The organism is Candidatus Aenigmatarchaeota archaeon, assembly GCA_016932615.1.
Lineage (GTDB): Archaea > Aenigmatarchaeota > Aenigmatarchaeia > QMZS01 > QMZS01 > JAFGCN01.
In genome coordinates, this window is record JAFGCN010000007.1 from 105,770 (window position 1) to 131,039 (window position 25,270).

Genomic DNA, 25,270 nt, shown 5'->3' on the forward strand with positions numbered 1-25,270 from the left:
TATATTTTGCTTCAGTATTTTATGAAAATACCGAAAGTCCAGCGCAGGTACTGCAAAAAATGCAAGAAATACACCGAACAAAAGGTAAAGAGAGTTAAAAACAAGCCCAGGCGAACCCTGGCCATAGGGCAGAGGAGATACCTTCGAAAAATGGTAGGTTACGGCGGCTTTCCAAAGAAGAACCCCAAGGGAAGGGGAAAACCCACTACAAAACTGGACCTAAGGTACGAGTGCAAGGAGTGCAAAAAGCAGAACATTATCGGCTCCGGCTTTAGGATCAAGAAGGTTGAATTCGTATAGTTTTCTTAAAGAGGTTTGAAATATGGGAGGTCGTAATGGTGGAAAACTAACCGCAGACAACAACCCAACAGCTCTCTTAAGAGACCCTCTTGCAAGAGAGGTACTTGGCAGAGTTATAGATGGCGATAAGGGAATACCACGAGTAGACATTTATAAAAGCTTTCCTGGCAAAGGCCATGACCAAATAGATAGCTACCTGAGAAGACTGAAGGGTGCTGGTTATATCGGGTTTGATGGAGATTCTGTTTATGCCGAAAACTCGGCCTTGACCTACTTCAGAAGATATCGTGAGAAATTCGACAGGTGAGTATCCCAAATCACACCTTCAAAACAACCTCGTAAGTCCTTCCAATCCGCTTTCTCTCTATAAGCCCCCTGGATTCGAGATTCTTTGCAATCCGGCTGACGTGCGCCTTTGAAAAGCCGGTTTCCCTTGCGATTTTCTTCTGGGAAATCCTGTTTTCCTTCAAAAGAACGTCCAAAACCTTTCTTTCGTCTTCATTCAGGCCATATTCCTTCAGCGTGGGCTTTCTCCTGAGGTACTGCATCACCACAAGCAGCACTGCAAGCCCTATAAGGAAAAACATCAAAGCAGAGTAGTCCCTAGTTTCAGAAACGTTCTCGTAGCTCACGTAAAAGGAAAAAATCTCGCCGATTTTCGGCTCGCGCTTCCAGGTAAGGGATATTCGCCGCCCATCGGTTCCCTGTATCGCGTCAGTGGGATTATATGATTCAGATTCCTGCTCAAGAAATCCCTCATCAGACACCACATAGCCCTCGGGAAGCATAATTCTGATGTAAAACTCATCTGTTGGCGTGGAAAAGACATACTGGTCTGAAACCACGTAGAACGGCCCGTTCTGCTTTACAAGCCCTGCAAACTCATAGTATAGCTGAATTGAGGAAACGCTTATATTTTCGCAGCTTATCTCCATACCCGGAGAAACCCTTTTGGCGGTGCAGTCTATTGCAAGCCCTTCTGATAAGATGGTAAGGTTTCCCGCTGGGTGCAGTAGATAATAGTTAAAGGAGTCCACCACTTCAGGGAAGGTAAGGTTTACTGTCTCATAAACCCGGTTATTTTCCTGGACATCCAGATAAACTTCATACTCCAGGTACTTTGCAGGCCCTGCCCCCATTACGGGGCAAAGCACGAAAAGAAGGGCAACGAGCGCAAGGGCTTTTTCCATAAGATTATGGGAGAATTCAAGTATTTAGCCAAAAAGGGCTGAAACATTACTCTACAATTACAGGCAGACGCTGGGAAATTCCCCTCAAAAGCCGTTTTAGCTCCAAAAGGTCGTCTTCAAGGCAGACTATTCTTGCCTCAAGCGGCTTTAGTTCAGGAGTCCTTACCTGCTCTATCCTGAGCCGAAGCTCGTCCCGGATTTTATCGAACTCGTCCCTTGTAGTAAGGTTCTTTAGCTTCTCATTTAGAATTATCAAAAGCTTATTCATCTCCTCATCGATTGTCTTTTCGACAACATCTCTCTTTATTCGCGCATATTCCTCTCCGAGCCGGTTTACCTGCTCGCCAAACATGTGAATCTTCTTTGACTGGGAAGCAAAATTATCCTGAAGCAGATTTTTAAGTTCTGCCTCAAGCTGCTCTCTCTGAAGCTTGTCTTCTTTGTGAAGCTCCTCGAGGGCATCGGCAAGAAAGCTCTCAATTCTCTTCGAGCGGTCCTCAAGCTTGTCTGCCTCTTCTTTTATGTTTTCCCTCAGGGCCTTATTGTGGCTGGCAGCTGCAATTTCAAGCTTGTGGCTTTCCGCTTCAAGCCGGGTTATTTCGTCTTTCATTTCCTCCCGAAGCTCGCCCCTGACTTGCTCAAGGTTCTTTTGAATGCAGTCTGACTCATCTTTGAGGTCTTTAGCCACCTTGGCTTTTGCCTCCTCAAGCGCTTGCTCAATCTTCGCCCCCCGCTCGCTAAGCCGCACTAGCTCCTGCTTGTTTTGCTTGAGTGTCTCCTCATTAAGCTGTCGTGTGGACTCGACATTTCTGCCTAGCTCAGTAAGCTCTTCAAGGTGCTTTGAGAAGTCTTTTTCAAGCGCATCAAACTTTTCAATTGAGGCCAGGACAGCGGACCGAAGCTCCCGGTAAAGCTCTTTATCCTGGGCAAGCTCCTTTCTAACCATCTCAAGCTCCTCAATGTCAGTTCTTATCTGCTTGAGCTGGTCCTCCCAATCCAGGTCGATATCCTCCGGCTTCATGCCTGCCTTTTCCAAAAGTTCCATTTTTTTGCGGCTTTCTAAAAGACCTGCCCTAAGCGAATTAATCTCCTCCCGTATCCTGCCAGCATCCGCCCCTCCGGCATCTTTCTCCAAAAGCTCCTTTTCGAGCTTTTCAAATGCCGACCGGTTGTGGGCAAGCTCATCCTTAAGCCCTATGACTGCACCCTTTACCTCTTCAAGCTCCCTATCCAACTTGTCTTTTTCAGGCAAGCTACCTACAGCTTTTTCAAGAGAGGCCTTGCCTTTGGAGAGTTCTGACTTTAGGGCATCGATTTCCTTTCTGAGCACATCAATTTCAGGAACGGACCCAGCCACAGCTTTTTCCTGGAGCTTTTTTTCGAAGCCGTCAAGAGCCAAGCGGTTCTGGGAGAGCTCATCCTTAAGCCCTCCAAGCTCTTTTTTAAGGGAAACAACTTCCCCGGAAAGCTTTTCCTTTTCAGAAAGCTTTTTTTCAAAGTCATCCAAAGCAGGATGGACTTTTGAAAGCTCTAACCTCATTTCACCGAGTTCCTTTTTTATTGGCTCAGAATCCAGCTGGCCTGCTTCCTGCACGCCCTTACTTTCCTTAACCTTCTCCAGAAGTTTTTTTTCAAGAGCCGCCATGCCCGACTTGTTTTTGGAAATTTCATCTTTCAACACTTCGATTTCTCCTTGCAGGTTGCCCTCTGCCTTACTGGCCTTCTCCTTTGAAGATAGGTCTTTCTCTAGCTTGCTAAGAGAGGACCAGTTTCTTGAAAGCTCATCCTTGAGTGAGCAGATTGACTTCTCAAGCTGCGCTACCTCTGCAGGCGTGCTGTAGCTTCCAGAAGCCCCTTTTTCTATTTTCTCGAGCGTTTTCTTTATGCCCTTGAGGGCTTTTATCTCCTTTTCGATGCCATCCAGCCGGATATCGCCTTCAGCAAGGCGCTTTTCAATCTGAAAAAAATTGAGCTTCAGCCGCTCCTTCAATCTCTCCATGTCATCTGGGAGGGTCGCAGAATCCATAAATAATATTAAAGAGGATTTAATACTAGAGAATATAATTTCCAGCCGCCCAGAAGAATATAAATATGTTTACATATAGGTATTATGGTTGCCAAGAAGAACGACACAGTTATCAAAAAAACGCAGGAAGAAACCGACCTTGAGACAATACTTGAGCAGCGGAAAGCAAGGATCAAGGTGGTTGGCGCTGGCGGGGCAGGAAACAACACTGCAACCCGGCTTGTCGAAAGCGGAGCCCCAAAGGTCGAAGTAATTGCAATTAATACTGACGCTCAGCAGCTTCTCTACAGCAAAGCTGACAAAAAGATCCTTATAGGAAAAGTCCTTACGAGAGGCCTTGGCGCAGGAGCCGACCCTCTTGTGGGCGAGGAAGCGGCAAAAGAAAGCCGCGAAGACATCAAAAAGGCGCTTACCGGCGCAGACATGGTTTTTGTCACCTGCGGGCTTGGCGGCGGAACCGGAACCGGCTCGGCGCCTGTGGTGGCTGAAACCGCAAAGAAGCTTGGAGCCCTGACCGTGGGCGTTGTCACAATGCCCTTTACCATGGAAGGCCGGCACAGGATGAATAATGCCCTTGGAGGCCTAAGCAAGCTCCAAAAGCACGTAGATACCCTTATAATTATCCCTAACGACAAGCTCCTTGAGATTGTCCCTGAAGTTTCTATTACGACCGCATTCAAGATTGCAGACGAAATTCTGGTTAACGCCGTAAGGGGGGTTACCGACCTCATAATGCAGCCAGGTCTCGTAAACCTTGACTTTGCAGATGTAAAAGCGGTCATGACTGACGGCGGGCTTGCCATGATTGGCCTGGGAAGCTCCGACACCGAAAACCGGGCAATAGAGGCCGTTGAAAGGGCCATAAACAATCCTCTTCTTGATGTTGACGTTGAAGGTGCCAGAGGCGCATTGATAAACATATGCGGCGGCTCGAGCATTACAATTAAGGAATGCCAGGAAATTGTTGAAAGAGTGTCCTCAGTCCTGGACCCCAATGCAAAGGTAATATGGGGGGCTGTCGTTGACAAGTCCCTTGGAGAAGCGGTAAACACGCTTGTAATAGTAACTGGGGTCAAGACGCTCGACAGATTTGAGGAAAAAGAGGTTATTCGCCAGACCAAGAAGAGGGAAATCGAAAACACCCTTGGTGTTGATGTGGTGGAATAAATGGAACTCGAAAATAAAATCCAGGAAATAAGAGAAGTACTAGTCGAAAATGGAAGTGATTTAGAGTTACTCCACTTTGATGAAAACGTTGGTGTCATCAAAATTGCGCTTAAGGGTGCCTGCTCATATTCTCCTTTCTCAAGGATTACCGCAACCGAGTTCATTGAAAAGAAATTGATGGAAGACCCAAAGATAAGCAAGGTCTACTTCCAGAACAGCCCATATTGAAAGGAATTATCTATCCGACGCCTATTAAACAAAATCAGACATATCTAAGCATGTCAAAAATACAGGAGCTTCTGTCAGGTCGAAATGAGAAGATAGATTATGACAAACTGATTACAGATTACCCCTGGATCGTGGAAAATGGGCATAGCTGTGTCCTAAGCCCTGACAGTGATGGGCTGCTGTGCGGGCTCCTGATGTCTGACTTTCTGGACTGGAAAATCAAGGGCTTCTACGACGGAAAAATAATGCTCCTAGAAAATGGAACCTCTGCAAAAGATTGCATATATTTGGATATGGAAATATTCAGAAAATATATCCGAAGCTTTGGCCACCATATGGTGCGCTTTAACAAGAGGGAATGCCCTGTCAATTGGGACAATTTCAGAAACTGCATACAACCAAACAACTTGAGAAACTATGATGGCTTGCATGATTTTAGAGTGAAGTACCCGCTTGGCACAATCCACATGCTCCTAGGAATATTGGGCCACAGATTTAAGATAAGTGTGCCTGAAACTGCAACCGCACCCCTATTGTTTACGGACGGAACCTTCAACGTACTATTCAAGTATCCTGAAAACGTGCTTAACTGGTTAGCATACCTAAGAGCAGACGAACCTGAAAGCCCCCTGAAAACAGTATTTATGAACGAAAAATGCACTGTTCACGCACTGATGCAGGAAATGGATAAATTTTTCAGGGAGAGGGATAACCTCAGCGTACACAATGAGCGAGGCGACCGTATGAGAATATCCTTGAAAGATGGAAGTCCCTTCAACATAGAGCTTGAAGACAAAACCGCCAACCTCTCCAAAGAAGCGGTAGAGAGGATAATAAAATTCATTCAACTGCTCTCCAAATACACGGGATGGAACTTCAAGGAATCCGCCTGGACTTGGGAGGGATTTTCACTCTACAAATTCACAAAAAGAGATTTCTCAAGAGACGGGCTAAGCGTCAATGGAAAGAACTTTAAAGGGCTCATGGAAAAAGAGCCCCTCTCATGGGCGATGACAAGCGGTCAGAACATAGAATACACGCTTGAAAACCCAAGCAAGCTACCTTAACTCCAGCTTTTTCTGGGAGTCATCAAATTCTTCCTTCAACCTCCTGTGTGCAAGGTCGCAATACTCCTGGACAGAATCAAACCCCAAAAAATTCCGCCCAAGCCGCTTTGCCGCAACAGCCGTCGAGCCGCAGCCCATGAACGGATCCAGAACAATGCCCTTGGGCGGGCAAAACACCTTGATGCAGTCACACGGAATTTTATCAGGAAAAACCGCAGGGTGTTGGCGCTTCAGGGGATTCTTGTCGCCAGCCATAAGATATTCCCACACTGTGCCAGGGCATTTCATCCCATTTATTGGGCGCTTCACTGTGCAGGTTGTAGTGCCATCCGTTCTCCTGTTGCCGCTTCCCTTCATTACCTTTCCGCCGTGCTTGGAAGGAATCTTAATTGGCTCCTTGTCAAAGTACTGTGGCTTTTTTCCCTTCAGAAAAACAGGCATGTACTCATGGTCAACCCTAAATCTTTGTTTCCACCATGCACCTTCAACGCCATGCTTCCGGTAAATCAGGCACTCAAAGAGCTTAAAGCCAAGGTTGTCGCACCAGTCCAGCACGGTCTTAAAAGTTGTGAGGGATTTTCCAAAATCCTTCGTCTGGTCCTGAATAACCATTACTGCAACTCCCCCCTCCTTAAGCACGCGATAAATCTGCTCCCCTGTCGCGTGCAAGTCAAAAGTCAGGTTCCCTTTGTAAACCCTCACACCATCATACGGCGGCGAAGTTACCACAAGGTCAACGGAATTCTTGGGGAGAAGCTTCATACCTTCGACACAATCCATACAATGCACTTTTCCAAGCTCCAAACCCCCCAGAAGGTTAGTTTTAACAGCCATTTTCACTCAACTCCTTTCTCATAAACTCCTCGATTTTTCTGGATAAAATCAAGCAATTGGCTTTGCAATAATCCTGGTACTTGTCATAAACCAAGCCATCTATGCTTAGGGCAACCGTTTTTCGTACCATATAAATATATATGAGTTCATATATAAAAGCTTGACCCTTGTTCAAAAGCCAAATGATTATATACTTCCCCGGAGAAGAGTGATTTATGCTGGTCAGCACTCTTGTAAGCTCCGGGTGCCTGCGGACGCCCCGGATAATCGATGCCTTTCGCAAAATAAGGCGGGAGGATTTTCTGCCGCCCGAGATTAAGCATTTGTCGCCGCTAAATGCCCCGCTTCCAATCGGGGAAGGCCAGACCATCTCACAGCCCCTGACAGTCGCATTTATGTTCGAGCTTCTGGCGCCTGGTGCTGGGGACAGGATTCTGGATGTCGGGTCGGGTTCCGGATGGACTGCCGCGCTTTTGTCTGAAATCGTTGGCAAAAGCGGAAAAGTCTATGCCATCGAAATACTCCCGAAAATCAAGGATTTTGGCGAGAAAAACGCAGCCAAATACGGCTTTGCCAAAAAGGGAATCCTGAAGTTCCACCTTGGAGACGGCACAGCGGGGATTAAGGAAAAAGCGCCTTTCGACAAAATTCTAGTTTCCGCTTCCGCGCCTAATGTGCCCGGCTCCCTGAAAGACCAGCTTAAAATCGGGGGAGTGATGGTGATACCTGTGAAAAACAGTATCTTAAGGATTACAAAAAAGGAAGAAAATTGCTTTCTCCGGGAAGAATACCCGGGGTTTGTTTTTGTGCCCTTAATCAGTAAAAGTCAAGCCCCAAAAACTTCCTGAAAACAAGCGTCGAAAGTACTGAGACCATTATGAAGACCCCAAACCAGCCGATTTGCGCCCCAATAAACGGCAAAGCGACAGGCAGGGTGACTACAAGCGCCTCAAAAGCGCTGGACAAAAACACCACTGCAAGGAGCACAGGAAGCGAGGAAAGCATCATTGGCTTCATAGTCAGACCAAGCATCTTCTTTTGAAGATCTATCTGCTTTGAAAGCTTTGACAATTTCTTTTCCTCGGACTTTGTTTCTTTTATCTCCTTTTCAAGCTTCTTGATGTCTGCTTTTATTGACCTGACGAGATCAAGGTCTACCAGGCGTTTCTGTATAAGCAAAGTCAAAAGCGAAAGCCCTGACGTGCCCAAAACAAGCATCCAAAGTTCCGTAACCATAACTTAAAAACCAAATATATATACCACACACAACCAATTAAAACAGCTAAAAAGATTATTTTCCAATCTACTTATGGGCTCGTAGTCCAGCTCGGTTAAGACGTCTCCTTGACATGAAGCTTTTCTTTTCAAAGAAAAGCCCCAGGCGCAAAAGAAACCGAATTCCTGCTTCGCAGGGATAATTTCCGCGCATGGCTCAAAATGGAGAAGATCCCCAGTTCAAATGAAGCTTTTTCTTGCAAGAAAAAGCTCCATGACCAAAAAGAAGCAGATTCGTGCTTCACACAATAAAAATGAAAATCTGGGCGGGCCCATATATTCAAAATATTTTGGAACTGTTTTCTTGAGGGGGCCTGACGGCGGCCCATTTTTCTTAAATTTTTGATAAATTCAACTGAGTTATGGACCAAAAAGAGCTTGACAAAAAAATCTCACAAATTGCCGAAGAATCGGAAAAGATTATGGTTTCCTGCCCGAGAGCGGCCCACCATTTCGAGCACATAAAACGGGTGCTGAAGCTTGGCCTGGAGATTGGAAAAGAGGAAGGCGCAGACATGGCAATACTCAAGCCGGCGATATTGATGCATGACCTTGGCAGAACATGCGAAGACGGAAAGACCCACCACTCAAAATTCTCAGTAGACGTCGCAAAAAAAGTACTTGAAAAGGTGGACTACCCCAAAGAATACTGGGGGCCAATACTGTACGCAATCGAAAACCATTCCTGGAGAAGCACTGCCGAGAGAAAGGAGGCGCAAATACTGCAGGACGCTGACAAGCTGGATGCAATCGGAGCGATTGGCCTGGCACGCGGCTTTGCCTTCGGCGGCTCGAACAACTGGCCTGAGTATAACCCAGAGGACCCATTTCTCAAACAGGACCGGCCGATGGAAAACTATACGGTAGACCATATATACTGGAAGATACTGAGGCTGAAGCGAAAAATGCACACCAAAAAAGGAAAGGAACTCGCAGAAGAAAGGGAAAAATTCGTCAGGGAATTTCTCGACAGGATGGAAAAAGAACTCAATGGAGAACTATAAAACCCACCAAAATGCTTGCCGGAGACCTAAATCTGCTTCAAAAGCTTGTCACAGTCCTTTATTATCGAGTCGCAGGCATCCTCTATCGCCTTTTTATTGTTTTTGCCTTCAACCAACATCTCCGCTTTTCCCAAAAAAGGGTGCTTTGTGCCGTAAGCGGCCCTTTCTACGCCTTTCTGCTCCCAAATCCTCTCGACGAGAAGGTTCAGAATGGTTGCAGATTCGTCGGTCTCGAGGACTACCTTTCCCTCCTTACTCTCAACAATTCTCATAAAGTATTTTAAAAAATTAAAGCTATATAATGGCAACGGTTTCAGAATTGGTGAAAAAGGAAGCAAAGCTTCAAAAACTTGCAAGTAAAGAGACTCCACAGAACATAATGGGAAATATCCCTTTCGAGAAGATAAAGGAGATTGCAAAGAACAGGGAAATGCCAGGAAATACGCTTGAAGCCAAAATCCGGCAGATTGTCGGAACGTGCATGTCTTACAGGATAACCATCGACGGAAAAGACCCGAGGGAATTCAAGCATTACGGGCTTAAGGAGTAATTTTAAGGTTTTGGCAGGTTTAAAGCGCCAGGGGTTGCCCTAGGGCTCTTAGAGGATCAGCCAAATACAGAAAAAAAGATATAGGATTCTTACAAGTAACATAATGCGCACTTCAGCAATAAGCGGATTCAGCCGGATGCCGCTTGAGGAAAAGATAAGGGTAGTTGAGAAGTTTTCGGGGCTTGACAGCGAAGACCTCAAAATCCTGGAAACTTACAGAAAGCTCCCCGACTACTCGGAGCTTGAAAACAATATCGGGCCATTCAAGATTGCGACAAACTTCCTTGTAAACGGAAGGGACATTCTTGTCCCCATGGAAACTGAAGAGCCCTCAGTTGTCGCTGCTGCTTCGAGAGGGGCAAAGCTTGCGCGGCAGGGGGGCGGGTTTACCGGCGGCTACCTGGAATCAAAAACCGTCGGTATTGTGCAGCTGATTGATATCCCGGAGCTGGAAGAAGCAATAAGGAACATTTCCCGGAAAAAGCAGGAAATCCTGAGAGATGCTAACCGGACAAATGCTTTCATTTTTGAAAGGGGCGGAGGGGCAAAAGACCTGGAGGTAAAAACAGTTGAGACCGAAAAAGGAAAGCACCTTGTTGCATACCTAACCGTCGACACGCTTGACGCGATGGGGGCAAACATCATAAACACTATGCTTGAGGAAATCGCGCCTTATCTGTCGGAGCTTTCGGGAGGAAGGCCCAACCTGAAAATTGTGTCAAACTTTGCGCCAAGGCGCGTTGTGAAAATGTGCTGCAAAATCCCAATCGAAAAGCTCGCAATAGAGGATTTTCCGGGCGAAGAGGTTGCAAAAAGAATTGTCCAGGCAACGGCCCTTGCAAAGGTGGACGTTTACCGGGGCTCAACACATAACAAGGGGGCAATGAATGGAATAGATGCCGTAGTTCTTGCAACCGGAAATGACTTTAGGGCCGTTGAGGCGGGAGTTCATAGCTACGCCGCAAGAAACGGAAAATATACCGCCATAACCGACTGGTGGCTTGACGGAAATTACATTAACGGAAAAATAGAAGTGCCCCTTGTCATTGGAACCGTGGGCGGCGCGACAGGGACAAAGAAGGGGCGGCTTGCTCTAAAGATACTTGGAATTAAAAAGGCAGAAGAGCTTGGCGCAATATGCGCGTCAGTCGGCCTTTCCAATAACTTTGCGGCAACTTCCGCCATAGTTTCTGTTGGAATACAGAAGGGGCACATGAAGATTCACCGTAAGTTTCTTGAAGGGAAGCCAAAATAATGACTGAACTGACCTTCTTTGCCCACGGAACAACAACCGACAATGAAGCGGGGCTTGCTACGGGCTGGAACGGTGGGGAATTGTCTGAACTCGGCAAAAGGCAGTCCGAAGACCTGGAAAAAGCAATAGCTGAAAAGTTTGATTTAGTTTTCTGCTCGGACCTCAAAAGGGCCATTGATTCTGCCGAAATTGCTTTTGGAAAAAAATACCAAGTAATCCCTGACAGGCGGCTGAGAGAGGTTAATTATGGCAATCTTACCGGAACAGAGTTTTCTGCTTTCAGCGAAAAGCTTGCTGACTTTATAGATGCCAAATTTCCCGGGGGTGAAAGCTACAAGGACGTTGAAAAAAGGGTTTCAGAGTTTTTGGGAGTTCTGAAAACAAATTATCCTGGAAAGAAAATCGCGATTGTTTCCCACCAGGGGCCGCAGCTTGCCCTTGAAGTCCTGATAAACAAAAAGAGCTGGAAAGAGGCACTCAGTGAAGATTGGAGAAGGAAAAAAGACTGGAAGCCCGGATGGAAATATGTCCTTTCAGACTGATTAAAGCAAAACGGTCATTTAAACCTTTTGACAATGTTTACATGCCCGTCCTCATCCCAGGAGCCAAGGCCAACAGTATTCAGTGCGGGGATAATCTTTATATCAGGATATAGTTTCCTAAGCGCATGAATGCTTGCGTCGCAGCCAAGAACAACCGCGACATCTCCGCCAAGCATCACTTCTCCAAGGTGCTTTATTCCACAGGGCATTCCTACGAGCGCCTGGCATACAATATTGTAGCCCTCCTGCTGAAGCTTGAAGGAAATTGCTTCCATCCCTTCTTTTCCCCCAGTTTCGCATTTTCTGGCGCATGTGTTGCAGGACACCACACAAATCCTATCATCTTTTCCAAGCTCATCTGTGATTGTGTCAAAGGGTTTTAATTCTGTAACAATCATAAACATTAACGATTTATATTAGCTTTAAGTACTCTGCTATAAGTCAATTGTCTAAGTCTGCCAAAATAGGTTATTTTGTTCTCTAAACTTATGCTGATAAGAAAGGAAGAGTCAGTTCCAAAAAAGGCCGGAGAAAGACATACTGTGTGGGAATATGAATTTCCGTATAAAGACCTGGGATTCGCAACCGCCTATATGGACGGCAGGTACCCCGAGCAGAATCAAATAGTAAATTCTAAGTGCGACGAAGTCTATTTTGTGTTGGATGGAAATGCCCATGTAAGTTATGGGGGTAAAGAATCCGGATTAGAGCAGGGAGACTTGTTTTTCTTTGAAAAAGGCAACCCCTGCTCAGTGGATGCCCGAAACATGACGCTGATACTGGTCACTGCCCCCGCATGGTTTCCTGAGCAGTCTAAGTTGGAATCCTCACCAGGAAACTTCCTGCCTGGAAAATCCCAAAATCTGGTCAAAAAATCCAACGCAGTTGAAATAAAAAATGGGCCAAACTGCACAGTCCATGAGCACTACTTTCCATCAAAAGACCTGGGATTTGCAACTGCCGATATGGAGGGAAGGTACCCCGACAAGGGCTTCGCTACAAACACCGCCTGCAGCCAGATTTATTACGTGCTTGAAGGGCAGGCAAAAGTTCACTACGAAGGAAAGGAATACCCGATGAAAGCAGGTGACGCATTCTTCTTTGAAAAAGGAAAGCCCTACTCCCTAGAATGCAGGGGTCTAAAAGTCGCAGTTGCAAATGCGCCTGCCTGGTACGCAGACCAATACAAAATTGTGCCTGAAGAGTAAACGGCACTACAGTTATGCCGCTAGTCAAACATGCTAGCTGAAAACATAGGCATGCCTCGCCTTGGCGGGCCGTGCCCTGGAAGCAATGCATCCACATCAAGCTGCGCAAGCTTTTTCAGGGATGCCTTAAGCTCGTCTATGTTTCCGCTTGGAAGGTCTGTTCTTCCAAATCCGTCAGAAAAAAGCGTGTCTCCGGAAATTAAAATTCTCTTGTTTTTTTCGTAAAGGCAGATGCTCCCTCTTGTGTGGCCTGGAGTATGCAAAACCCTAAACCGGTAGGAAGGAGTTTTTATCTCTATTCCTTCTTCCAGCAGCATGTCCGGCTCTAGCTTTATGGGGGGGCTTCCAAATAAATCTGCGCATGAGCCGATTCCAGACTTTAGCTTCTCTGCATCAAACTCATGGACACATATTAGGGCCTTTGTGTTTTGGCTGAACCATTCAGTTCCTCCAATGTGGTCAAAGTGGCCGTGAGTGCAGACAACTCGCTTCACCTTGCCAGGGCTTATTCCCTGCATTTTCATCTGCTCGAGTATTGCCGGAAAGTCGCTTTTAGTTCCGGTATCCACCAAAAGCTCTCCCTCAATCAAGTAGACATTGCTTGAAGAGCCAAATCCCCCAAACTGGAATATGCCACCCGGAATGTTCATTAAATTACTTGCCTAAAATCTAGGTAAGTTTATCATGGAAAACAGGAAATACATCCCCCTTATCCAAAAGCCGGACTGCTGCTCTGCTGCATGCCTTCAGATGATTCTTTTCAAAAGAGGATTCACTCGATTCACTCAGGAGAAAATTGCTAAAGAGCTGGGGCTGTATATAGGCCCTAAAAACAAAGATGCTTTTTCTGAAAAGCTGAAAGTCCGGTCAAAGAAGTCAGACATAAACGAGACCGTCAAAAGCGCCAGGAAGATAAATGAATTCTTCAGGAAGAATAGAATTCCACTTTCTGCCAGGGGATTCAAAATATCGCAGATTGAAAACCCTGAAGAGTTCATAAGGCAAGCCCTCGACAAAGATTATGACTTGTGGGCAGAGTTTTCAAATATGCCTATTTACGGAACTAGTGGAGGGCATGACTGCCTTATATCCGGGCTGAAAAAGAAAGGGCGCCAATGCTTTGCTGAATTGGTTGACCCATATTGGGGGCATAAGCAGGTATACCTTGTGCCGCTTGACAGATTAATCAAAGCGATGCAAAAAGAAAACTCTCCGCCTCCTGCCAGGGAAAGAGGCATAGTAGTTATCACAGGAAGGCCGTCCTAAGCAGACTTTTGAAACTTCCTGGCAAAGCATATCATCAGGAGGGCGCATATGATAAACAGCACCACCCTGACAGCAAATATCCAGGAAAATCCCAGATGCTCCATGATAAGCCCTCCTGAAAACGAGCCTATTACACTGGCGATAAATGCATTATTGGTGACGAAGGCAATGTCACGGCCATTATTCTTTCCAGCAGAATCGAAAATCATCTTCGTGACGGCAGTGGAGCCAAGCCCAAATGCTGCTGCCTGAAGAAAGAGAACACCTGCCGCAGCGAATGGGCTTTGATTAAATACCAAAAATACATTGACCGGAATTATCAAAGCAAACGTGGAAGCGTATAAAAGCCCGGGGTGGAATCGGTCAGCAAATTTTCCAAAAAAGAGCTGGGATAGGTAATAGCCGCACCACATAAAGCCAATCAAAAATCCGATAAGCCCTGCATCAGCTCCAAGATGCTTGAAATAAAGCGGAAAGCCAAAAGCAGTAATGGTCTGCCCTGCAATGTTCGAGATAAGAAGCACCAGGAAGAGGAACTTTATTTTCCAGGGAATACTTCCAAAGTCAAAGGCCTTCGAGATGCCTGAAGGCCTGCCACCGGATTTCGGTTTGGGCTTCTTAACCGTTTCCCTAAAGCCCATCGCCAAGAGAACAGAAAACATGCCAAAAAGGGCGCAGACAAGAAAAAGGTTTCGGTAGCCAAGCCATAGCAGAAGAACACCCCCCAAAGCCATAGCAGCGACTACGGCCATGCCAGCAATCCCATTGTAACGGCCAGCAAGCTGCCCACGCTTGTTTTTCGGCATGATGTCCGACAGGTATGCCCCAGAAGACGCACTTGATATCGCAAGGTATGACGACCAGAGGAGAGACGCAATTGTAAACTCCCAGGATTTAGTGAAAAAGGCAATTGCAATAAAATATGCCGAAAAGAGCACCGAGGAAAGTACGAGGTACGCCTTCCGCCCAACCGCATCCGAATGGGTGCCCACAAAATAATTGAGAACAAGCCCCAGAACCGGACCGATTGCAAAGATGGCGCCAATCTCCGCGTAGCTTATCCCAAGCCCCTGAAGATAAAGCGGAAAAGTTACCGAAGCGATTCCCGCTGGAATAGAAAGCACAATCCCCCAGACAAGAAACTTTTGGAAATCGCCATTTGCCATAATATGCCAATCAAGAAAAGAAATCAGCCCCGTTGCAGATAATATGCCGCCATAATCATGCAGGAGAAAAACCCAATAACCCTGAATATGAAGATGCCCGAAAAGCCAAAATTGGACATTATGATGCCAGCAATAAATGAGCCAGCAATTGTTGCAAGGTAATAAGCATTTGATATGAATGCCATGTCACGCCCATTATTTCTTCCGACCGAGTCAAACTGCATCCTCATAATGGACACGTTATAAAACCCAAAAAAACCTGACTGAATTACCATCAGCAAAAAAACAAGGTAGAGGTTATTCACAAAAACCAGCACAAGATTAATAGGAACGATGATAAGCAGCGACCGGATAAATATCCTGCGCGGGTCATTGGAATCGGCAACCTTTCCAAATACAATCTGGGAACCGTAATTTACTGCCCAGGCGATGCCTATGAAAACACCCACCAAGCTCACGCTTGCGCCAAGGCTCTTGTAGAGGAGAGGGTAGCCAAACACGGTCAGGACATAGGTAGAAGTCATCCCAATAAACTGAAGCAAGAACATAAACTTTACCTCAAAAGGTATCTCCCTAAGATTGGAAATATTGTCCAAAAATCCTGTCTGGGCCTTCCTCCTTGTTTTTTTCTCTGAAAGCTTAAGTGACAGGAAAAAGCCGATGACTGAAAGGAGGGCACACGCAAAGAAAATATTCCGGTAGCTTAGGTAGGCAAGCAAAAACCCTGAGGAAAAGATTCCCAGTGCGTAGAAAGAGCCGGAAATGCCGCTCCAAAGGCCCATGTAATGGCCCCTCCGTTTTTTAGGCAGCTTGTCTGAAAGGTAAGACTGAGTGGAAGACGAGGAGAGGGCTGCCCCTGCAGAGTTTGCAAATGATGCAAAGACAAAATGCCAGACCTTTGAAGCAAATACCAGGATTGTATAATAGGCCAATTCTATTACCGAAGAAAGTGCTATATATGGCTTCCTGCCGACAAAATCCGAGTGAGCCCCGACCAGATAATTTATTATGAGGCCAAATATTGCCCCTGCCCGAATATAAAACCCATTCCCGAATAATCAATCCCAAGCTCTGCCAGGTAGAGCGGAAGAAGTACAGAAACAAGCCCAGCCGGGATAGAAGCAAGAACATTCCAGAACAAAAGTTTCCTGAAGTCGCCTTCCATAAATTACCTGCGAGAAAAAATGCCTGGCCAAAAGCCCATTAGAGAACCAAAAAGCCAAAAAAAGCATTCAAAGAATCTATCTGGGCACGTATGTGGGATATCTTGCCCCTGCCATTCCAACATTCTGGCACCTAAGCACCAGATTGCATCCAGAATCATATACTGGCCCGGTTTCTATGGCAGCGGAAAGCCCAAAAGAGCCCTGTGTTAAGTCCCTTCTCATAAATAAATCTTGCGCCAGAAGATATTCCCTAAAAACTGAATCGGCATTTGCCTAAAAAAGCGCTGAAATATGCAGGAATTCTACAATTCCTCTTCGACCTTAAGCTTGGGGTAGATTCCCATGGACATCATCTCATCCATGACGAGCTTGAAAGCGTAGCTCATCTTTACCCTCAGGATGTGGTCTGGCTTTCCGCAAAGAGGGCACTGAATGATTCCTTTTGGCTTGTTTTCGATTGCAACTGTCCCGCACTTCCTGCATACGGGTATCTCGGTTTCGTCAGAAGAGAACCTTTCCTTAAGCGCAAGCGCCGCTCCGTGAGCAAGAAGGCAATCTTTTTCCATCTCACCAAACCTGAGGCCGCCTTCCCTTGCCTTTCCTTCTGTCGGCTGCCTCGTGAGGATGGTTGTAGGGCCTCTCGCCCTCATGAAATACTTGTCTGTAACCATGTGGTAAAGCCGTTGGTAATAGCACGGGCCGATAAGGACTTTGGCGTGCATCTTCTCTCCAGTTTCACCATTATATAGTTCCTCAACTCCAGTCGGGTCAAAGCCGGCTCCCTGAAGAACCTTAATTACCCCCTCTTCAGGGGCTTCATTGAACGGGCTTCCATCCATTACCTGGCCCGAAAGCGCTCCTGCTTTTCCATACATAAGCTCAAGAAGCTGGCCGATAGTCATACGGGAAGGAATACCCAGCGGGTTGACAATAACATCGGGCACAATCCCTTCGGCCGTAAATGGCATGTCCTCTTCAGGGATAATCGCCCCGACGACACCCTTCTGCCCGTAACGGGAAGCAAACTTGTCGCCGATTTCAGGGATTCTTGTCTCCCTTACAACCGACTTTACGAGCCGGTCTCCGCTGTCAGTCTGGGTGACAAAAACCCTATCGACGATTCCGCGCTCGCCGAACTTTACTGTTGTTGAGGTGTCTCTCCTGTTTTCCGCCTCAAGAAGGAAACTCTCCATAGGGCCGTAAAACCTAAGTGGGGAAACCTTTCCGACAATAACCGCCCCGCCCTCAACCTCTGTTTCAGGAGAGGCAATGCCATCCTCGCCAAGGTGCTTGTACTCCGCCTTTGACCGGAAGTTCTTGACTCCCTCGTCGGGGATGCAAATCTGGTCGCTTTCTATGCCCCAGTATTTCTTTTCTGCGGTAACGTAAGTCCTGAAGAACACCGACCTGAATATTCCCCTCTCGACGGAGGCCTTGTTCAGGATTACCGCATCCTCCATGTTGTATCCCTTGAACGGCATTATGGCAATAACAACATTCTGGCCCTGGGGGTGCTTTTCAAGAAGCTTTGACCTAAAGGTAATTGTGTCTGCAATCGGGTGCTGAGGGTAAACAAGAAGGTACGCCTTAGTGTCGGGACGAAGCAGGTAATTTCTTGAGTAAAGACCAAGAGACTGCCCCATCATCTTAGCGCCGTAGTTTACACGGTCTGCACGATTGTGCTGCGTGAAAGGCACCATGGAAGCAGAAATTCCCAGGACGACCATAGGGTTAAACTCAAGGTGCGTGTGCTCCTCGTTCAAATCCTCCATAGTAAGCGCAATATAGGCATTTTCCTCCTCCTCTGCGTCAAGGTACTCGATAACACCTTCCCTTACAAGGTCGTCCAAAACAATTTCCCCGGCGAGTATGCTCTTTATGTGTTCCTCGGTCAAAAGAGGCGCGCCCTTCCTGACAATTATAAGCGGCCTCCTAAGCCGGCTCTCGTCAATGTTCACCCTTATCTCATCAATATCATCCAGATGGACAATATTCATCTCGTTTGCAACAAGCCCTTTTCTCCTGAGCTCCTTAAGCTCCTTTACAAAAGTCTTTGCTTTTGTCGTCTCGCCTACGAGCCGCCCTTCAAAATAAACAGTTGTCATTTTTCAACCCTCTCAAGAACGGCATTCATTAATGTCTCTTTTTCTTCTTTACTGAGCCCTTCTGAAATTGTAACCATGCACGCAAGGTGCTTTCTAAGCCCGATTTTGACTCCTTCAGGGGTTTCCTGGGTGCAGTATTTTGCCCAGTGGGTTCCATGAAGCTCACGCGCCTCCGGGTGCTCCTGTGATGATGAAAGCATTGAAATAACAGCCCTCATGTTTGAAAGCCGGCGCACATAATTTACCCTGTCAAGCCGCTGAGCGACTCCAGCCCTTCCTCCGACCCACTGTCCGGTGGCCAGGGACGAAACAATCCTCCTTGTGATGTAGTTTGACTCGAACAATGCCTGGATTACAGGGTATTTCTTTCTCTTGGTAAGCCGCTGGTAATTGTACCTTACCCTGCTTGAAAGCCCATTCTTTCCAAGGAAAAGAGACCTCAGCAAAACGTCCATAAAGTAGCCGGAAAGCCGGATTCTCTTGTTTGCAAGGTGGTCTATGTCATCGCCCCTCTGGCTTTCCATGCCAATTTTTATGAGCCGCCTTGCGACATGAGCCAAATATTTTGCCTTTATCTGCTGGTCTTTTGGCTCGGTTCCAAGGTGGTGGAGCAAGAAGTTGTTAAGAAGGTTCTGGACCCTCTCCTCGGGGGTTTCCTTTCCCATGCCTTTGACGAACTTCTGAAGGAACGTAAGCGCGTCTTCCCTGGACTTTACCTCCTCGAACTCGTAGATGTTTGTAAGGACTTCATCCTCCATCTTGGGGGCCACTGCCAGACTCTGGATTATCTGCTGGTCGGTTTCGAGCCCCAGCGCCCTTATTACAACAATAAGCGGCACGTTTCTGAGGTTTGAAAAGTTCATGTAGAGGATTTTGTCTTTTCTTTCAATCATGTGCCTCTGGATGTACTGGTCCTTTTCGGAGTTAATCCTTGCCATCTCGTTCTTTTTCTCCTTTGTTGCTACAAGCCGGTTATTTGCAACCTCCTCGACGCCGATAATGACCTTTTCTGTTCCGTTGATTATAAAGTAGCCGCCAGGGTCCTGAGGGTCTTCGCCGATTTCGACCAATTCTTCAGGAGTGAGCTTGGAAATGGGGTCAAGTGACGACTTGACCATTATTGGAAAGTCGCAAAGCTTGATTTTTTCCGGCTCCTGTGGGATTTCATTTGCGACCAAAACAGTCGTTACATAAAGAGGGCAGGAGTAGTTGAGGTTTCGGATTATCGCCTCCATAGGGGTAATCTTTCTCTCATAGCCGTCCGCCTCCTTTATGACCGGCTCTCCAAAGGATACTTTCCACAAAACAAGCTTTAAGTTGTCTTCAAGAGGAATCTGGCCAATAGAGTCGATAATCTGCTGGATTCCGCCAGTAACAAACTGGTTGTATGACCTTAAGTGGTGCTTTACGGCGATGTCTGAGAGCTCATTTTCAATAACGTGCCTGAAACCCTCAAAAAGCATCTTATCGTTCATACGGCCACCCTGTAATAAAGGTAAGTGCCCTCATCATCAAGGACATTCCTCCTTATTTCAAATAAATCCCCTACTTTTGGGTCAAAAACCCTGATTGCGGGGTCTTTAACGCTGATTTTAGGCATGTTTTTCTCGGTCGCGCTGAACTTCTCAAAAATTGCCTGCTTTTCCTCCTCAGTGAGTTTCCTGTGCTCAGGAACCAGAAAATGCTCGTTAACCGGAATTTCTTTTTTTACCATGGTATGTTTTTTGGGCCCGACGCGATTTTCGGTGGCGTCTTTTCGGACATCCTTATTCGAATTCGCGGACAAGCACCCCTTTTTGGGAGATGTTTTCTCGCGCGACACCCGGATATCTTTGTGCACCGTTTTTACCTGTCGTCATAGGGCATTATATTAATACCCTCAAAACTTTTAAACTCGACATAGCCGCCTCCTATTTAAGGCGGAAATGCCCTTAAAAGTCCGGTGCTCTACCAGCCTGAGCTACGGGCCCACTTATATACTTTGGAGGATAGTTTTAAATTCTGCAGGGAAGCGACTATTATGGAAAGGATAGAAAAGGTATTCAAAAAGTTAAAGGATAAGAAACTGATACCTGTCTGGCTAAAACTTGAAAAAAGTACCTTTACCTCCAATTTCGGCTCCGGTCCAATAGACCGAATTCAAAAAAGAATCAGCTATAGCCCTAAGTATGCTACCATTGCCGAAAATGCACTAATCTTCACCTTACTCCACGAAGCCCATCACGCCCAAAGCAAACAAAGAAGCGACCTAGTACTATTGCTGACCCCCCTACTCGGGTTAATTGGCTTATCCTTGGTCCATTATTACCAAATCCGATACTTGGAAATTGCACTCCAGCCAGGGGCACATATTTTATGGTCCATACTCATATTAGGACTTTTGTGGTTCTACTTTAAAAGTTGGTTGAAGCAGGACGAAATAGACGCTGACCTATGGGCAGCCATTCAGATGAAGGATAAGTTAAACATTAAAAAACCCAGCAATGCCCTCAAAGCCACCCTCAAAGAGCTAACTGTAGGGGCAAAGACGAACCGTCTGGTAAGAGTAATAGCCTCGTCCATAGACTATCACCCCTCTGAAGAGGAAAGACTGAGACTAATTAGAGTATATGAGAGCTAAACTCTTAACGCCCTCCAGATAATCGGTCATTTGCCCTTCTTCCGGGCAGCTACTAGCGCGAGTCTCTAAGCCTCTCAACAATCACCTTCATCCTGCTTACATCAACAGAACCCTCTCTTTCAAGCACCTCTATACGCCTGAAAAGAGCTTCAGAAATACTGAGGGCATCAAGGTTCCATGGTTCAAGCCCTTCTTCAAGAATAATCTCCTTTAGGATATTTTCCCAGTTTGCTCCTTCCCTGATGAGATTTAAGGATTTGCCCATAATGAAACTCCCCCAAATAATCTTTCAATTATTTTCCCCTCCTTCCTGCCTTTTTAGCCGCATTCACCGGCTCGATATTGACCCTTGCCAGGGATTCCGGCACCTCCAGCCCCTGAAGCTCAGGCGGGCGGTCACCCAGGAGCGGCTCAAGCTTCTTTCGAAGGTTTGTTGGCGTTTCTATTCCCCTCTCGTGAAGCTCGATTTCAAGCCCTAGGTTGTGGACTTTTCCGCCAAGGTACGAGCAGATGAAAAGAAAGAGTATAAATGCGGCGAAAAGGGCAATCACAGATGCGCCAGAGAAGAAAAAAATGGCCATAATCGGGAAGATTATCGGAAAGACCATAATCAGAAGCCCCAGAAGGCGGACGAACTTTCCCAGATAGCGCATAGCCCGGCCCATCAGTTAGTAAGAACCTTCCAGATAACAAGCGAGAGAATAAACGCAATAACCGCTAAAACCCACACCTCATTTCTTTTTGCCGAATGCTTCGGGTAAACTATCTTGTCAGATCCTTTTGGCTGAGACCAGGCGATTTTCTTGTTGCAAAGAAGGCAGCCCTGCTTCCAGTCCTGGACGTTTGAAGAACTTACATGGTCTGAAACGGCCGCTCTTCCCCATTTGTGGAAACCAAGCCGGCAGCGAAGGGGCTTTCCCATTATTAAGATACAATAAAAAATAAGCGCCGGGGGTGAGACTCGAACTCACGACCCTCACGGGACTGGTTTACTCATTTAATAATCGACTTCCCAAAAGGAAGGTAGAAAGCGTCAATAATATTTCGCGAAGCGCGAAACTGCTTTCTTTTGCTCCTGAAGCTTTTCTTTTGCAAAGAAAAGCTTCATTCGAGACCAGCGCATTAACCGCTCTGCCACCCCGGCATAAACATATCCACAAGAAAAGAAAATAATCATAAACTGCACAAAGAGCTTATTAGTGCAGAGATTCATCTCAGATATCTCCTGGCCGTCCTAGCCGCCGATTTTATATGTCCACGGCCATTATAAAGCTCTCCAGCAGTCCGAAGGGCAAGCATACTCAAAAAAGCATATTTTAAGGGCGTATTGTCAACAGAGTAGTATGAAAGCGTTAGAAACGTTCCTGCAAAAGTTGCCCTTCGGGTTATTGTATTGACAACCATCTCACCATACATATCTTTTGAATAATCCTTGCTCTTTCCAAAAAATTTTCCTTTTGTTTCAGGGGACATGACAATACCAGATACCCCTTGCCCAACCCCATCAAAAAAACTCTCAAGCAATACCCTACCCGGCTTCTTAGAGCCATATTCAGGCAACTCCATTAAGTCCATCTTTCCCATACAAGAACTAAAAAATAAATATGAAACTATGTAAAGCGACTAGAATTATGATAAAGCTCATAATCAATGCTGACGACTTTGGCTATAGCCCCGTATTCAATGAGAAAATACTCGACCTTCTTGAAAGAGGCGTGATAAAATCAACAACGGTGATGGTCAACAGGCTTTATAAAACCCAGGAAAGGCAGATTAAGCGGCTAATCGCCCTTGAAAAGGCAGGAAGAATCGGGGTCGGGCTTCACATCGAATTTCCCTCAGGCCTGCCGACAGAAGAAGATATGGACAACCAGTACAAAAAATTCAAGGAAATATTTGGCTTCAATCCTAGCCATATTGACCTCCACAAGAGAATTAGTGATGAATCTTTTGTAAAAACTGTGAGCGAATTTGCAAAGTCAAAAGGGCTCCCCGTAAGAAACCATGGCTTCAAGACAAAAGCAAAAATGACAACGCACCCCGCTTTTTATAATCCAACCTGGGTCTTATATCTTTCAGAATGCAAGGATTTTCTTGAAAAGGCCAAAGATGGGGAATCGTGCGAAATAATAACCCACCCTGGCGAATATGACCCTGATTCCAAATCGAAAGTTAATGAGATTAGGCAGAACAATTACTACGTCCTTCTCCTACTGGATAAATGGCTTAAACAGCAGAAAAATATCAAGGTAATCAGCTACAAGGAGCTTTAGAAAAAACTATCTTGAAATAGGGAGATATTTGGGGTTATTTCTGGGCAGGGAAAAATGGCTTAAATTATAGATTTCAGAGCACGTTTTTGCAAGGCCCTGAAAACCCGCAAAATAATCTATGATGTCCCGGCGAGAGCCATTGAATCCGATATCCTCTAGACCCTCCTCTGGAAAGTCAAACAGAACCCTAATCCAATCACTGCAATAATCAAAGGTTTCTTTTGGGGACATGATGCTCGTGAATTTGCTAATTTTGGCATTGCCTCTTTTGTTCAGTACGTGACCCGCTTCATCCAAAAGCTTCGAATATTTTATCAAATAAAAATTCCATGGATTCTCAAAAAACTGAGAAGCCCTATCCGGAGAAAGGCCTATTGAGATACAATCTTCAGGTATATGATCAACCTTTGCATAAATTGGGCTATCTGGACTGCAGATCCTCTCTTTTCCAGAGAATCGCTGTTGGTTTTCGTCAACAACCCAAACCAAAGGCGTATTTCGCCTCGAGTATCTGGAATCATATACTTCTTGCCTCCATCTTCTTTAAGCCAGCCCCCCATCCAAGCAAAAGATTGATCTTCTCCTAAAAGCTTCGAATCAATGTGTGGAAGGGCAAACCAGCGAGTCATCTCTCCATCATATAAGCGTCTCCAGCCCGTCCTTTGCTCAGAATTCATAAAATGAGACAATATTTCTAGTTAAAGCATATTATGCTACAAGCCCCAAAAGGAACCAAGGACTACCTCCCGGCAGAGATGCGAAAAAGGCGATTCGTGATGGATAGAATCCGGGAAGTTTTCGAGAAGTACGGCTACTCTGAAGTCTGCACCCCTGCCTTTGAGAATATTGAAGTCTTCGAGAAAAAAGGCGGGATTGGCGACGAAAACATAAAGGACATTTACAGGTTTCAGGACAAGTCCGAGAGATGGCTTGGCCTTCGCTTCGAGATGACTATAGTGATGCCACGGCTACTCATGGCAAACCCCAACCTGCCTAAGCCCATCAAGTGGTACTACGTCGCAAACCTGTGGAGGTATGAAGCCACAAGAAAGGGGAGGCAAAGGGAGTTCTGGCAGGCAGGCGTAGAAAACATGGGGAAAAAAGACGAGCTTGTTGACGCGGAAATCCTTGCGATAACCTATGATGCGCTTAAGGCAATCGGAATAGAAAACTTCACGATGAAGGTAAATTCCCGAAAACTGATTTCAAAAATCGCGGACAAATACTCTATCAAGGACAAGACCGGATTTTTCCGGCTTATTGACAAGAAAGAAAAAATGCCCCAAAAAATCTGGGCTGACGAGCTTTCAGGGTTTTTCAAAAAGGAAAAAGACGCAGAAGAATTCATGAATATTTCGAAGATGCCCTGGAAAGAGGCCAAAAAGGAACTGTCATCTTTTGCAAAAGAGGATATAGACTATCTCGAGAAAATACTTGACTACTCAAAATCCTTCGGAATTGACAAAAATAACCTAGAAATAGACCTGCTTCTCATGAGAGGGCTTGACTATTACACGGATTTTATTTTCGAGACTGTTGTGCCTGGCGAAAAAGACCTTGGCTCAATTGCAGGCGGCGGGAGGTACGACACGATGATGGAAAGCTTTGGCGCGCCTTCAACTCCTGCGACAGGGATGGCAATAGGGATTGAAAGGGTTATGGAGATTCTAGGAGACAAGCTGAAAACAGAAAGTCCGCTAGATGTTTTGATTCTTCCAATCGAGGAAACTTTCATGAAGAACGCAGTCGAGCTTGCAAAAAACCTGAGGGCCGAAGGAATAAAGTGCGACATCGAGATAATGCGAAGCAACTTCAAGAAGAAGATGGCTTATGCCTCAGACATTGGAGCCAGATTTGTCGCAATAATCGGAAAGGACGAGGCCGAGAAAGGCCTTTACACGCTAAAGAATATGGAAACCAGTGAGCAGAAAACGGTTGCGCTGAAAGATACCCTAAAACTCCTTAAATAGACTGTCTAGAGATAACCAGAAAAATAACTTGAAACAAATGTAAAAAAATCAAAGGTGT

Annotated in this window: 35 protein-coding genes and 3 tRNA genes; 16 read left to right on the forward strand and 22 right to left on the reverse strand. The window is 46.0% G+C overall.

Features of this window, described 5'->3' with window-relative positions; translation table 11 throughout:
- The first annotated feature begins 21 nt into the window (after window positions 1–21).
- Together JW727_01520 and JW727_01525 are read left to right on the forward strand one after the other, a co-directional pair.
- On the forward strand, window positions 22–300 hold the full coding sequence (locus JW727_01520; GenBank protein ID MBN2094703.1) for a 50S ribosomal protein L44e: 279 nt from the start codon (window positions 22–24) through the stop codon (window positions 298–300).
- Window positions 301–322: 22 nt separating this feature from the next.
- Window positions 323–607, forward strand: coding sequence for a hypothetical protein (locus JW727_01525; protein MBN2094704.1), 285 nt, complete (start codon window positions 323–325; stop codon window positions 605–607).
- A 10-nt stretch (window positions 608–617) separates the two neighbouring features.
- Here JW727_01525 and JW727_01530 read toward each other — a convergent pair whose 3' ends face one another.
- Both JW727_01530 and JW727_01535 read right to left on the reverse strand, forming a co-directional pair.
- Window positions 618–1,490, reverse strand: a complete 873-nt coding sequence (locus JW727_01530) for a MarR family transcriptional regulator (GenBank protein MBN2094705.1) — start codon at window positions 1,488–1,490, stop codon at window positions 618–620.
- A gap of 46 nt (window positions 1,491–1,536) precedes the next feature.
- Window positions 1,537–3,516 carry a hypothetical protein gene (locus JW727_01535; protein MBN2094706.1) on the reverse strand — a complete coding sequence of 660 codons (1,980 nt, stop codon included), beginning with the start codon at window positions 3,514–3,516 and terminating at the stop codon, window positions 1,537–1,539.
- An 84-nt stretch (window positions 3,517–3,600) separates the two neighbouring features.
- On the opposite strand from JW727_01535, the gene ftsZ reads away from it, so the two are divergent.
- Genes ftsZ through JW727_01550 form a run of 3 tightly spaced genes read left to right on the forward strand, consistent with a single transcriptional unit; the run spans window position 3,601 to window position 5,978 of the window.
- A complete protein-coding gene (ftsZ, locus tag JW727_01540) occupies window positions 3,601–4,683 on the forward strand; it encodes a cell division protein FtsZ (protein ID MBN2094707.1) in 1,083 nt (360 codons plus the stop codon).
- Window positions 4,684–4,911: a NifU family protein gene (locus JW727_01545; GenBank protein ID MBN2094708.1), complete on the forward strand. Its 228-nt coding sequence runs from the start codon at window positions 4,684–4,686 to the stop codon at window positions 4,909–4,911. It abuts the gene before it with no gap.
- A 50-nt stretch (window positions 4,912–4,961) separates the two neighbouring features.
- Entirely contained in the window at window positions 4,962–5,978 is a 1,017-nt protein-coding gene (locus JW727_01550) for a hypothetical protein (GenBank protein ID MBN2094709.1), read from the forward strand.
- Here the strand turns inward: JW727_01550 and JW727_01555 are convergent.
- Both JW727_01555 and JW727_01560 read right to left on the reverse strand, forming a co-directional pair.
- Window positions 5,970–6,812 carry a site-specific DNA-methyltransferase gene (locus tag JW727_01555; protein MBN2094710.1) on the reverse strand — a complete coding sequence of 281 codons (843 nt, stop codon included), beginning with the start codon at window positions 6,810–6,812 and terminating at the stop codon, window positions 5,970–5,972. The two genes, JW727_01550 and JW727_01555, sit on opposite strands and share 9 nt — an antisense overlap.
- Complete coding sequence (locus JW727_01560) at window positions 6,802–6,942, reverse strand: hypothetical protein (GenBank protein MBN2094711.1); 141 nt, start codon at window positions 6,940–6,942, stop codon at window positions 6,802–6,804. Before JW727_01560 ends, JW727_01555 begins: the two co-directional genes overlap by 11 nt.
- A gap of 85 nt (window positions 6,943–7,027) precedes the next feature.
- On the opposite strand from JW727_01560, the gene pcm reads away from it, so the two are divergent.
- On the forward strand, window positions 7,028–7,660 hold the full coding sequence (pcm, locus tag JW727_01565; protein ID MBN2094712.1) for a protein-L-isoaspartate O-methyltransferase: 633 nt from the start codon (window positions 7,028–7,030) through the stop codon (window positions 7,658–7,660).
- On the opposite strand, the gene JW727_01570 is transcribed toward pcm, so the two are convergent.
- The gene (locus JW727_01570) at window positions 7,629–8,048 is read right to left on the reverse strand and encodes a hypothetical protein (GenBank protein ID MBN2094713.1); all 420 of its coding nucleotides are present in this window, start codon (window positions 8,046–8,048) and stop codon (window positions 7,629–7,631) included. The genes pcm and JW727_01570 overlap by 32 nt on opposite strands.
- A gap of 75 nt (window positions 8,049–8,123) precedes the next feature.
- Here JW727_01570 and JW727_01575 point away from each other — a divergent pair.
- Both JW727_01575 and JW727_01580 read left to right on the forward strand, forming a co-directional pair.
- A tRNA-Val gene (locus JW727_01575) sits at window positions 8,124–8,362 on the forward strand.
- An 87-nt stretch (window positions 8,363–8,449) separates the two neighbouring features.
- Complete coding sequence (locus JW727_01580; GenBank protein ID MBN2094714.1) at window positions 8,450–9,091, forward strand: HD domain-containing protein; 642 nt, start codon at window positions 8,450–8,452, stop codon at window positions 9,089–9,091.
- A gap of 26 nt (window positions 9,092–9,117) precedes the next feature.
- On the opposite strand, the gene JW727_01585 is transcribed toward JW727_01580, so the two are convergent.
- The gene (locus JW727_01585) at window positions 9,118–9,363 is read right to left on the reverse strand and encodes a hypothetical protein (GenBank protein MBN2094715.1); all 246 of its coding nucleotides are present in this window, start codon (window positions 9,361–9,363) and stop codon (window positions 9,118–9,120) included.
- A 29-nt stretch (window positions 9,364–9,392) separates the two neighbouring features.
- Between JW727_01585 and JW727_01590 the strand changes: the two genes are divergently transcribed.
- The 3 genes from JW727_01590 (at window position 9,393) to JW727_01600 (ending at window position 11,438) form a co-directional block, all read left to right on the forward strand.
- The gene (locus JW727_01590; GenBank protein ID MBN2094716.1) at window positions 9,393–9,641 is read left to right on the forward strand and encodes a hypothetical protein; all 249 of its coding nucleotides are present in this window, start codon (window positions 9,393–9,395) and stop codon (window positions 9,639–9,641) included.
- A gap of 103 nt (window positions 9,642–9,744) precedes the next feature.
- The gene (locus JW727_01595; protein MBN2094717.1) at window positions 9,745–10,896 is read left to right on the forward strand and encodes a hydroxymethylglutaryl-CoA reductase, degradative; all 1,152 of its coding nucleotides are present in this window, start codon (window positions 9,745–9,747) and stop codon (window positions 10,894–10,896) included.
- Entirely contained in the window at window positions 10,896–11,438 is a 543-nt protein-coding gene (locus JW727_01600) for a histidine phosphatase family protein (protein ID MBN2094718.1), read from the forward strand. The genes JW727_01595 and JW727_01600 overlap by 1 nt, the downstream gene beginning before the upstream one ends.
- A 14-nt stretch (window positions 11,439–11,452) precedes the next feature.
- Here the strand turns inward: JW727_01600 and JW727_01605 are convergent, their stop codons facing one another.
- Window positions 11,453–11,836, reverse strand: coding sequence for a hypothetical protein (locus JW727_01605; GenBank protein ID MBN2094719.1), 384 nt, complete (start codon window positions 11,834–11,836; stop codon window positions 11,453–11,455).
- A 90-nt stretch (window positions 11,837–11,926) separates the two neighbouring features.
- Here JW727_01605 and JW727_01610 point away from each other — a divergent pair, with 90 nt between their 5' ends.
- Window positions 11,927–12,646, forward strand: a complete 720-nt coding sequence (locus tag JW727_01610; GenBank protein ID MBN2094720.1) for a cupin domain-containing protein — start codon at window positions 11,927–11,929, stop codon at window positions 12,644–12,646.
- Between the two features lie 20 nt (window positions 12,647–12,666).
- On the opposite strand, the gene JW727_01615 is transcribed toward JW727_01610, so the two are convergent.
- Entirely contained in the window at window positions 12,667–13,296 is a 630-nt protein-coding gene (locus tag JW727_01615) for an MBL fold metallo-hydrolase (protein MBN2094721.1), read from the reverse strand.
- Window positions 13,297–13,330: 34 nt separating this feature from the next.
- Between JW727_01615 and JW727_01620 the strand changes: the two genes are divergently transcribed.
- Entirely contained in the window at window positions 13,331–13,912 is a 582-nt protein-coding gene (locus tag JW727_01620) for a hypothetical protein (protein ID MBN2094722.1), read from the forward strand.
- On the opposite strand, the gene JW727_01625 is transcribed toward JW727_01620, so the two are convergent.
- The 8 genes from JW727_01625 to JW727_01660 form a co-directional block, all read right to left on the reverse strand.
- The gene (locus tag JW727_01625; protein MBN2094723.1) at window positions 13,909–15,078 is read right to left on the reverse strand and encodes an MFS transporter; all 1,170 of its coding nucleotides are present in this window, start codon (window positions 15,076–15,078) and stop codon (window positions 13,909–13,911) included. The genes JW727_01620 and JW727_01625 overlap by 4 nt on opposite strands.
- A 23-nt stretch (window positions 15,079–15,101) precedes the next feature.
- Window positions 15,102–16,115: an MFS transporter gene (locus JW727_01630; protein MBN2094724.1), complete on the reverse strand. Its 1,014-nt coding sequence runs from the start codon at window positions 16,113–16,115 to the stop codon at window positions 15,102–15,104.
- Window positions 16,085–16,243 (reverse strand): hypothetical protein, encoded by a 159-nt coding sequence (locus tag JW727_01635; GenBank protein ID MBN2094725.1) that lies wholly within the window; start codon window positions 16,241–16,243, stop codon window positions 16,085–16,087. Before JW727_01635 ends, JW727_01630 begins: the two co-directional genes overlap by 31 nt.
- 76 nt (window positions 16,244–16,319) lie before the next feature.
- A complete protein-coding gene (locus JW727_01640; GenBank protein MBN2094726.1) occupies window positions 16,320–16,466 on the reverse strand; it encodes a hypothetical protein in 147 nt (48 codons plus the stop codon).
- 80 nt (window positions 16,467–16,546) lie between these two features.
- Window positions 16,547–18,349 (reverse strand): DNA-directed RNA polymerase subunit B, encoded by a 1,803-nt coding sequence (gene rpoB / locus JW727_01645; protein ID MBN2094727.1) that lies wholly within the window; start codon window positions 18,347–18,349, stop codon window positions 16,547–16,549.
- The gene (locus JW727_01650; protein MBN2094728.1) at window positions 18,346–19,824 is read right to left on the reverse strand and encodes a DNA-directed RNA polymerase subunit B''; all 1,479 of its coding nucleotides are present in this window, start codon (window positions 19,822–19,824) and stop codon (window positions 18,346–18,348) included. The genes rpoB and JW727_01650 overlap by 4 nt, the downstream gene beginning before the upstream one ends.
- Complete coding sequence (locus JW727_01655; GenBank protein ID MBN2094729.1) at window positions 19,821–20,063, reverse strand: DNA-directed RNA polymerase subunit H; 243 nt, start codon at window positions 20,061–20,063, stop codon at window positions 19,821–19,823. The genes JW727_01650 and JW727_01655 overlap by 4 nt, the downstream gene beginning before the upstream one ends.
- An 11-nt stretch (window positions 20,064–20,074) precedes the next feature.
- A tRNA-Lys gene (locus JW727_01660) sits at window positions 20,075–20,319 on the reverse strand.
- A gap of 50 nt (window positions 20,320–20,369) precedes the next feature.
- Between JW727_01660 and JW727_01665 the strand changes: the two genes are divergently transcribed.
- Window positions 20,370–20,969, forward strand: a complete 600-nt coding sequence (locus JW727_01665) for a hypothetical protein (protein MBN2094730.1) — start codon at window positions 20,370–20,372, stop codon at window positions 20,967–20,969.
- A 52-nt stretch (window positions 20,970–21,021) separates the two neighbouring features.
- Here the strand turns inward: JW727_01665 and JW727_01670 are convergent, their stop codons facing one another.
- The 5 genes from JW727_01670 to JW727_01690 form a co-directional block, all read right to left on the reverse strand.
- Window positions 21,022–21,234, reverse strand: a complete 213-nt coding sequence (locus JW727_01670) for a hypothetical protein (protein ID MBN2094731.1) — start codon at window positions 21,232–21,234, stop codon at window positions 21,022–21,024.
- 28 nt (window positions 21,235–21,262) lie between these two features.
- Window positions 21,263–21,622, reverse strand: a complete 360-nt coding sequence (locus tag JW727_01675) for a hypothetical protein (protein MBN2094732.1) — start codon at window positions 21,620–21,622, stop codon at window positions 21,263–21,265.
- Between the two features lie 11 nt (window positions 21,623–21,633).
- Window positions 21,634–21,891, reverse strand: coding sequence for a hypothetical protein (locus tag JW727_01680; protein MBN2094733.1), 258 nt, complete (start codon window positions 21,889–21,891; stop codon window positions 21,634–21,636).
- Between the two features lie 24 nt (window positions 21,892–21,915).
- Window positions 21,916–22,113 (reverse strand) — tRNA-Ser (locus tag JW727_01685).
- A 65-nt stretch (window positions 22,114–22,178) separates the two neighbouring features.
- A complete protein-coding gene (locus tag JW727_01690; protein MBN2094734.1) occupies window positions 22,179–22,553 on the reverse strand; it encodes a hypothetical protein in 375 nt (124 codons plus the stop codon).
- Window positions 22,554–22,600: 47 nt separating this feature from the next.
- Here JW727_01690 and JW727_01695 point away from each other — a divergent pair, with 47 nt between their 5' ends.
- Window positions 22,601–23,242 (forward strand): ChbG/HpnK family deacetylase, encoded by a 642-nt coding sequence (locus tag JW727_01695; GenBank protein MBN2094735.1) that lies wholly within the window; start codon window positions 22,601–22,603, stop codon window positions 23,240–23,242.
- Between the two features lie 6 nt (window positions 23,243–23,248).
- Here JW727_01695 and JW727_01700 read toward each other — a convergent pair whose 3' ends face one another.
- Complete coding sequence (locus tag JW727_01700; protein MBN2094736.1) at window positions 23,249–23,560, reverse strand: hypothetical protein; 312 nt, start codon at window positions 23,558–23,560, stop codon at window positions 23,249–23,251.
- 392 nt (window positions 23,561–23,952) lie between these two features.
- On the opposite strand from JW727_01700, the gene JW727_01705 reads away from it, so the two are divergent.
- Entirely contained in the window at window positions 23,953–25,212 is a 1,260-nt protein-coding gene (locus tag JW727_01705; GenBank protein MBN2094737.1) for a histidine--tRNA ligase, read from the forward strand.
- Window positions 25,213–25,270 lie beyond the last annotated feature (58 nt).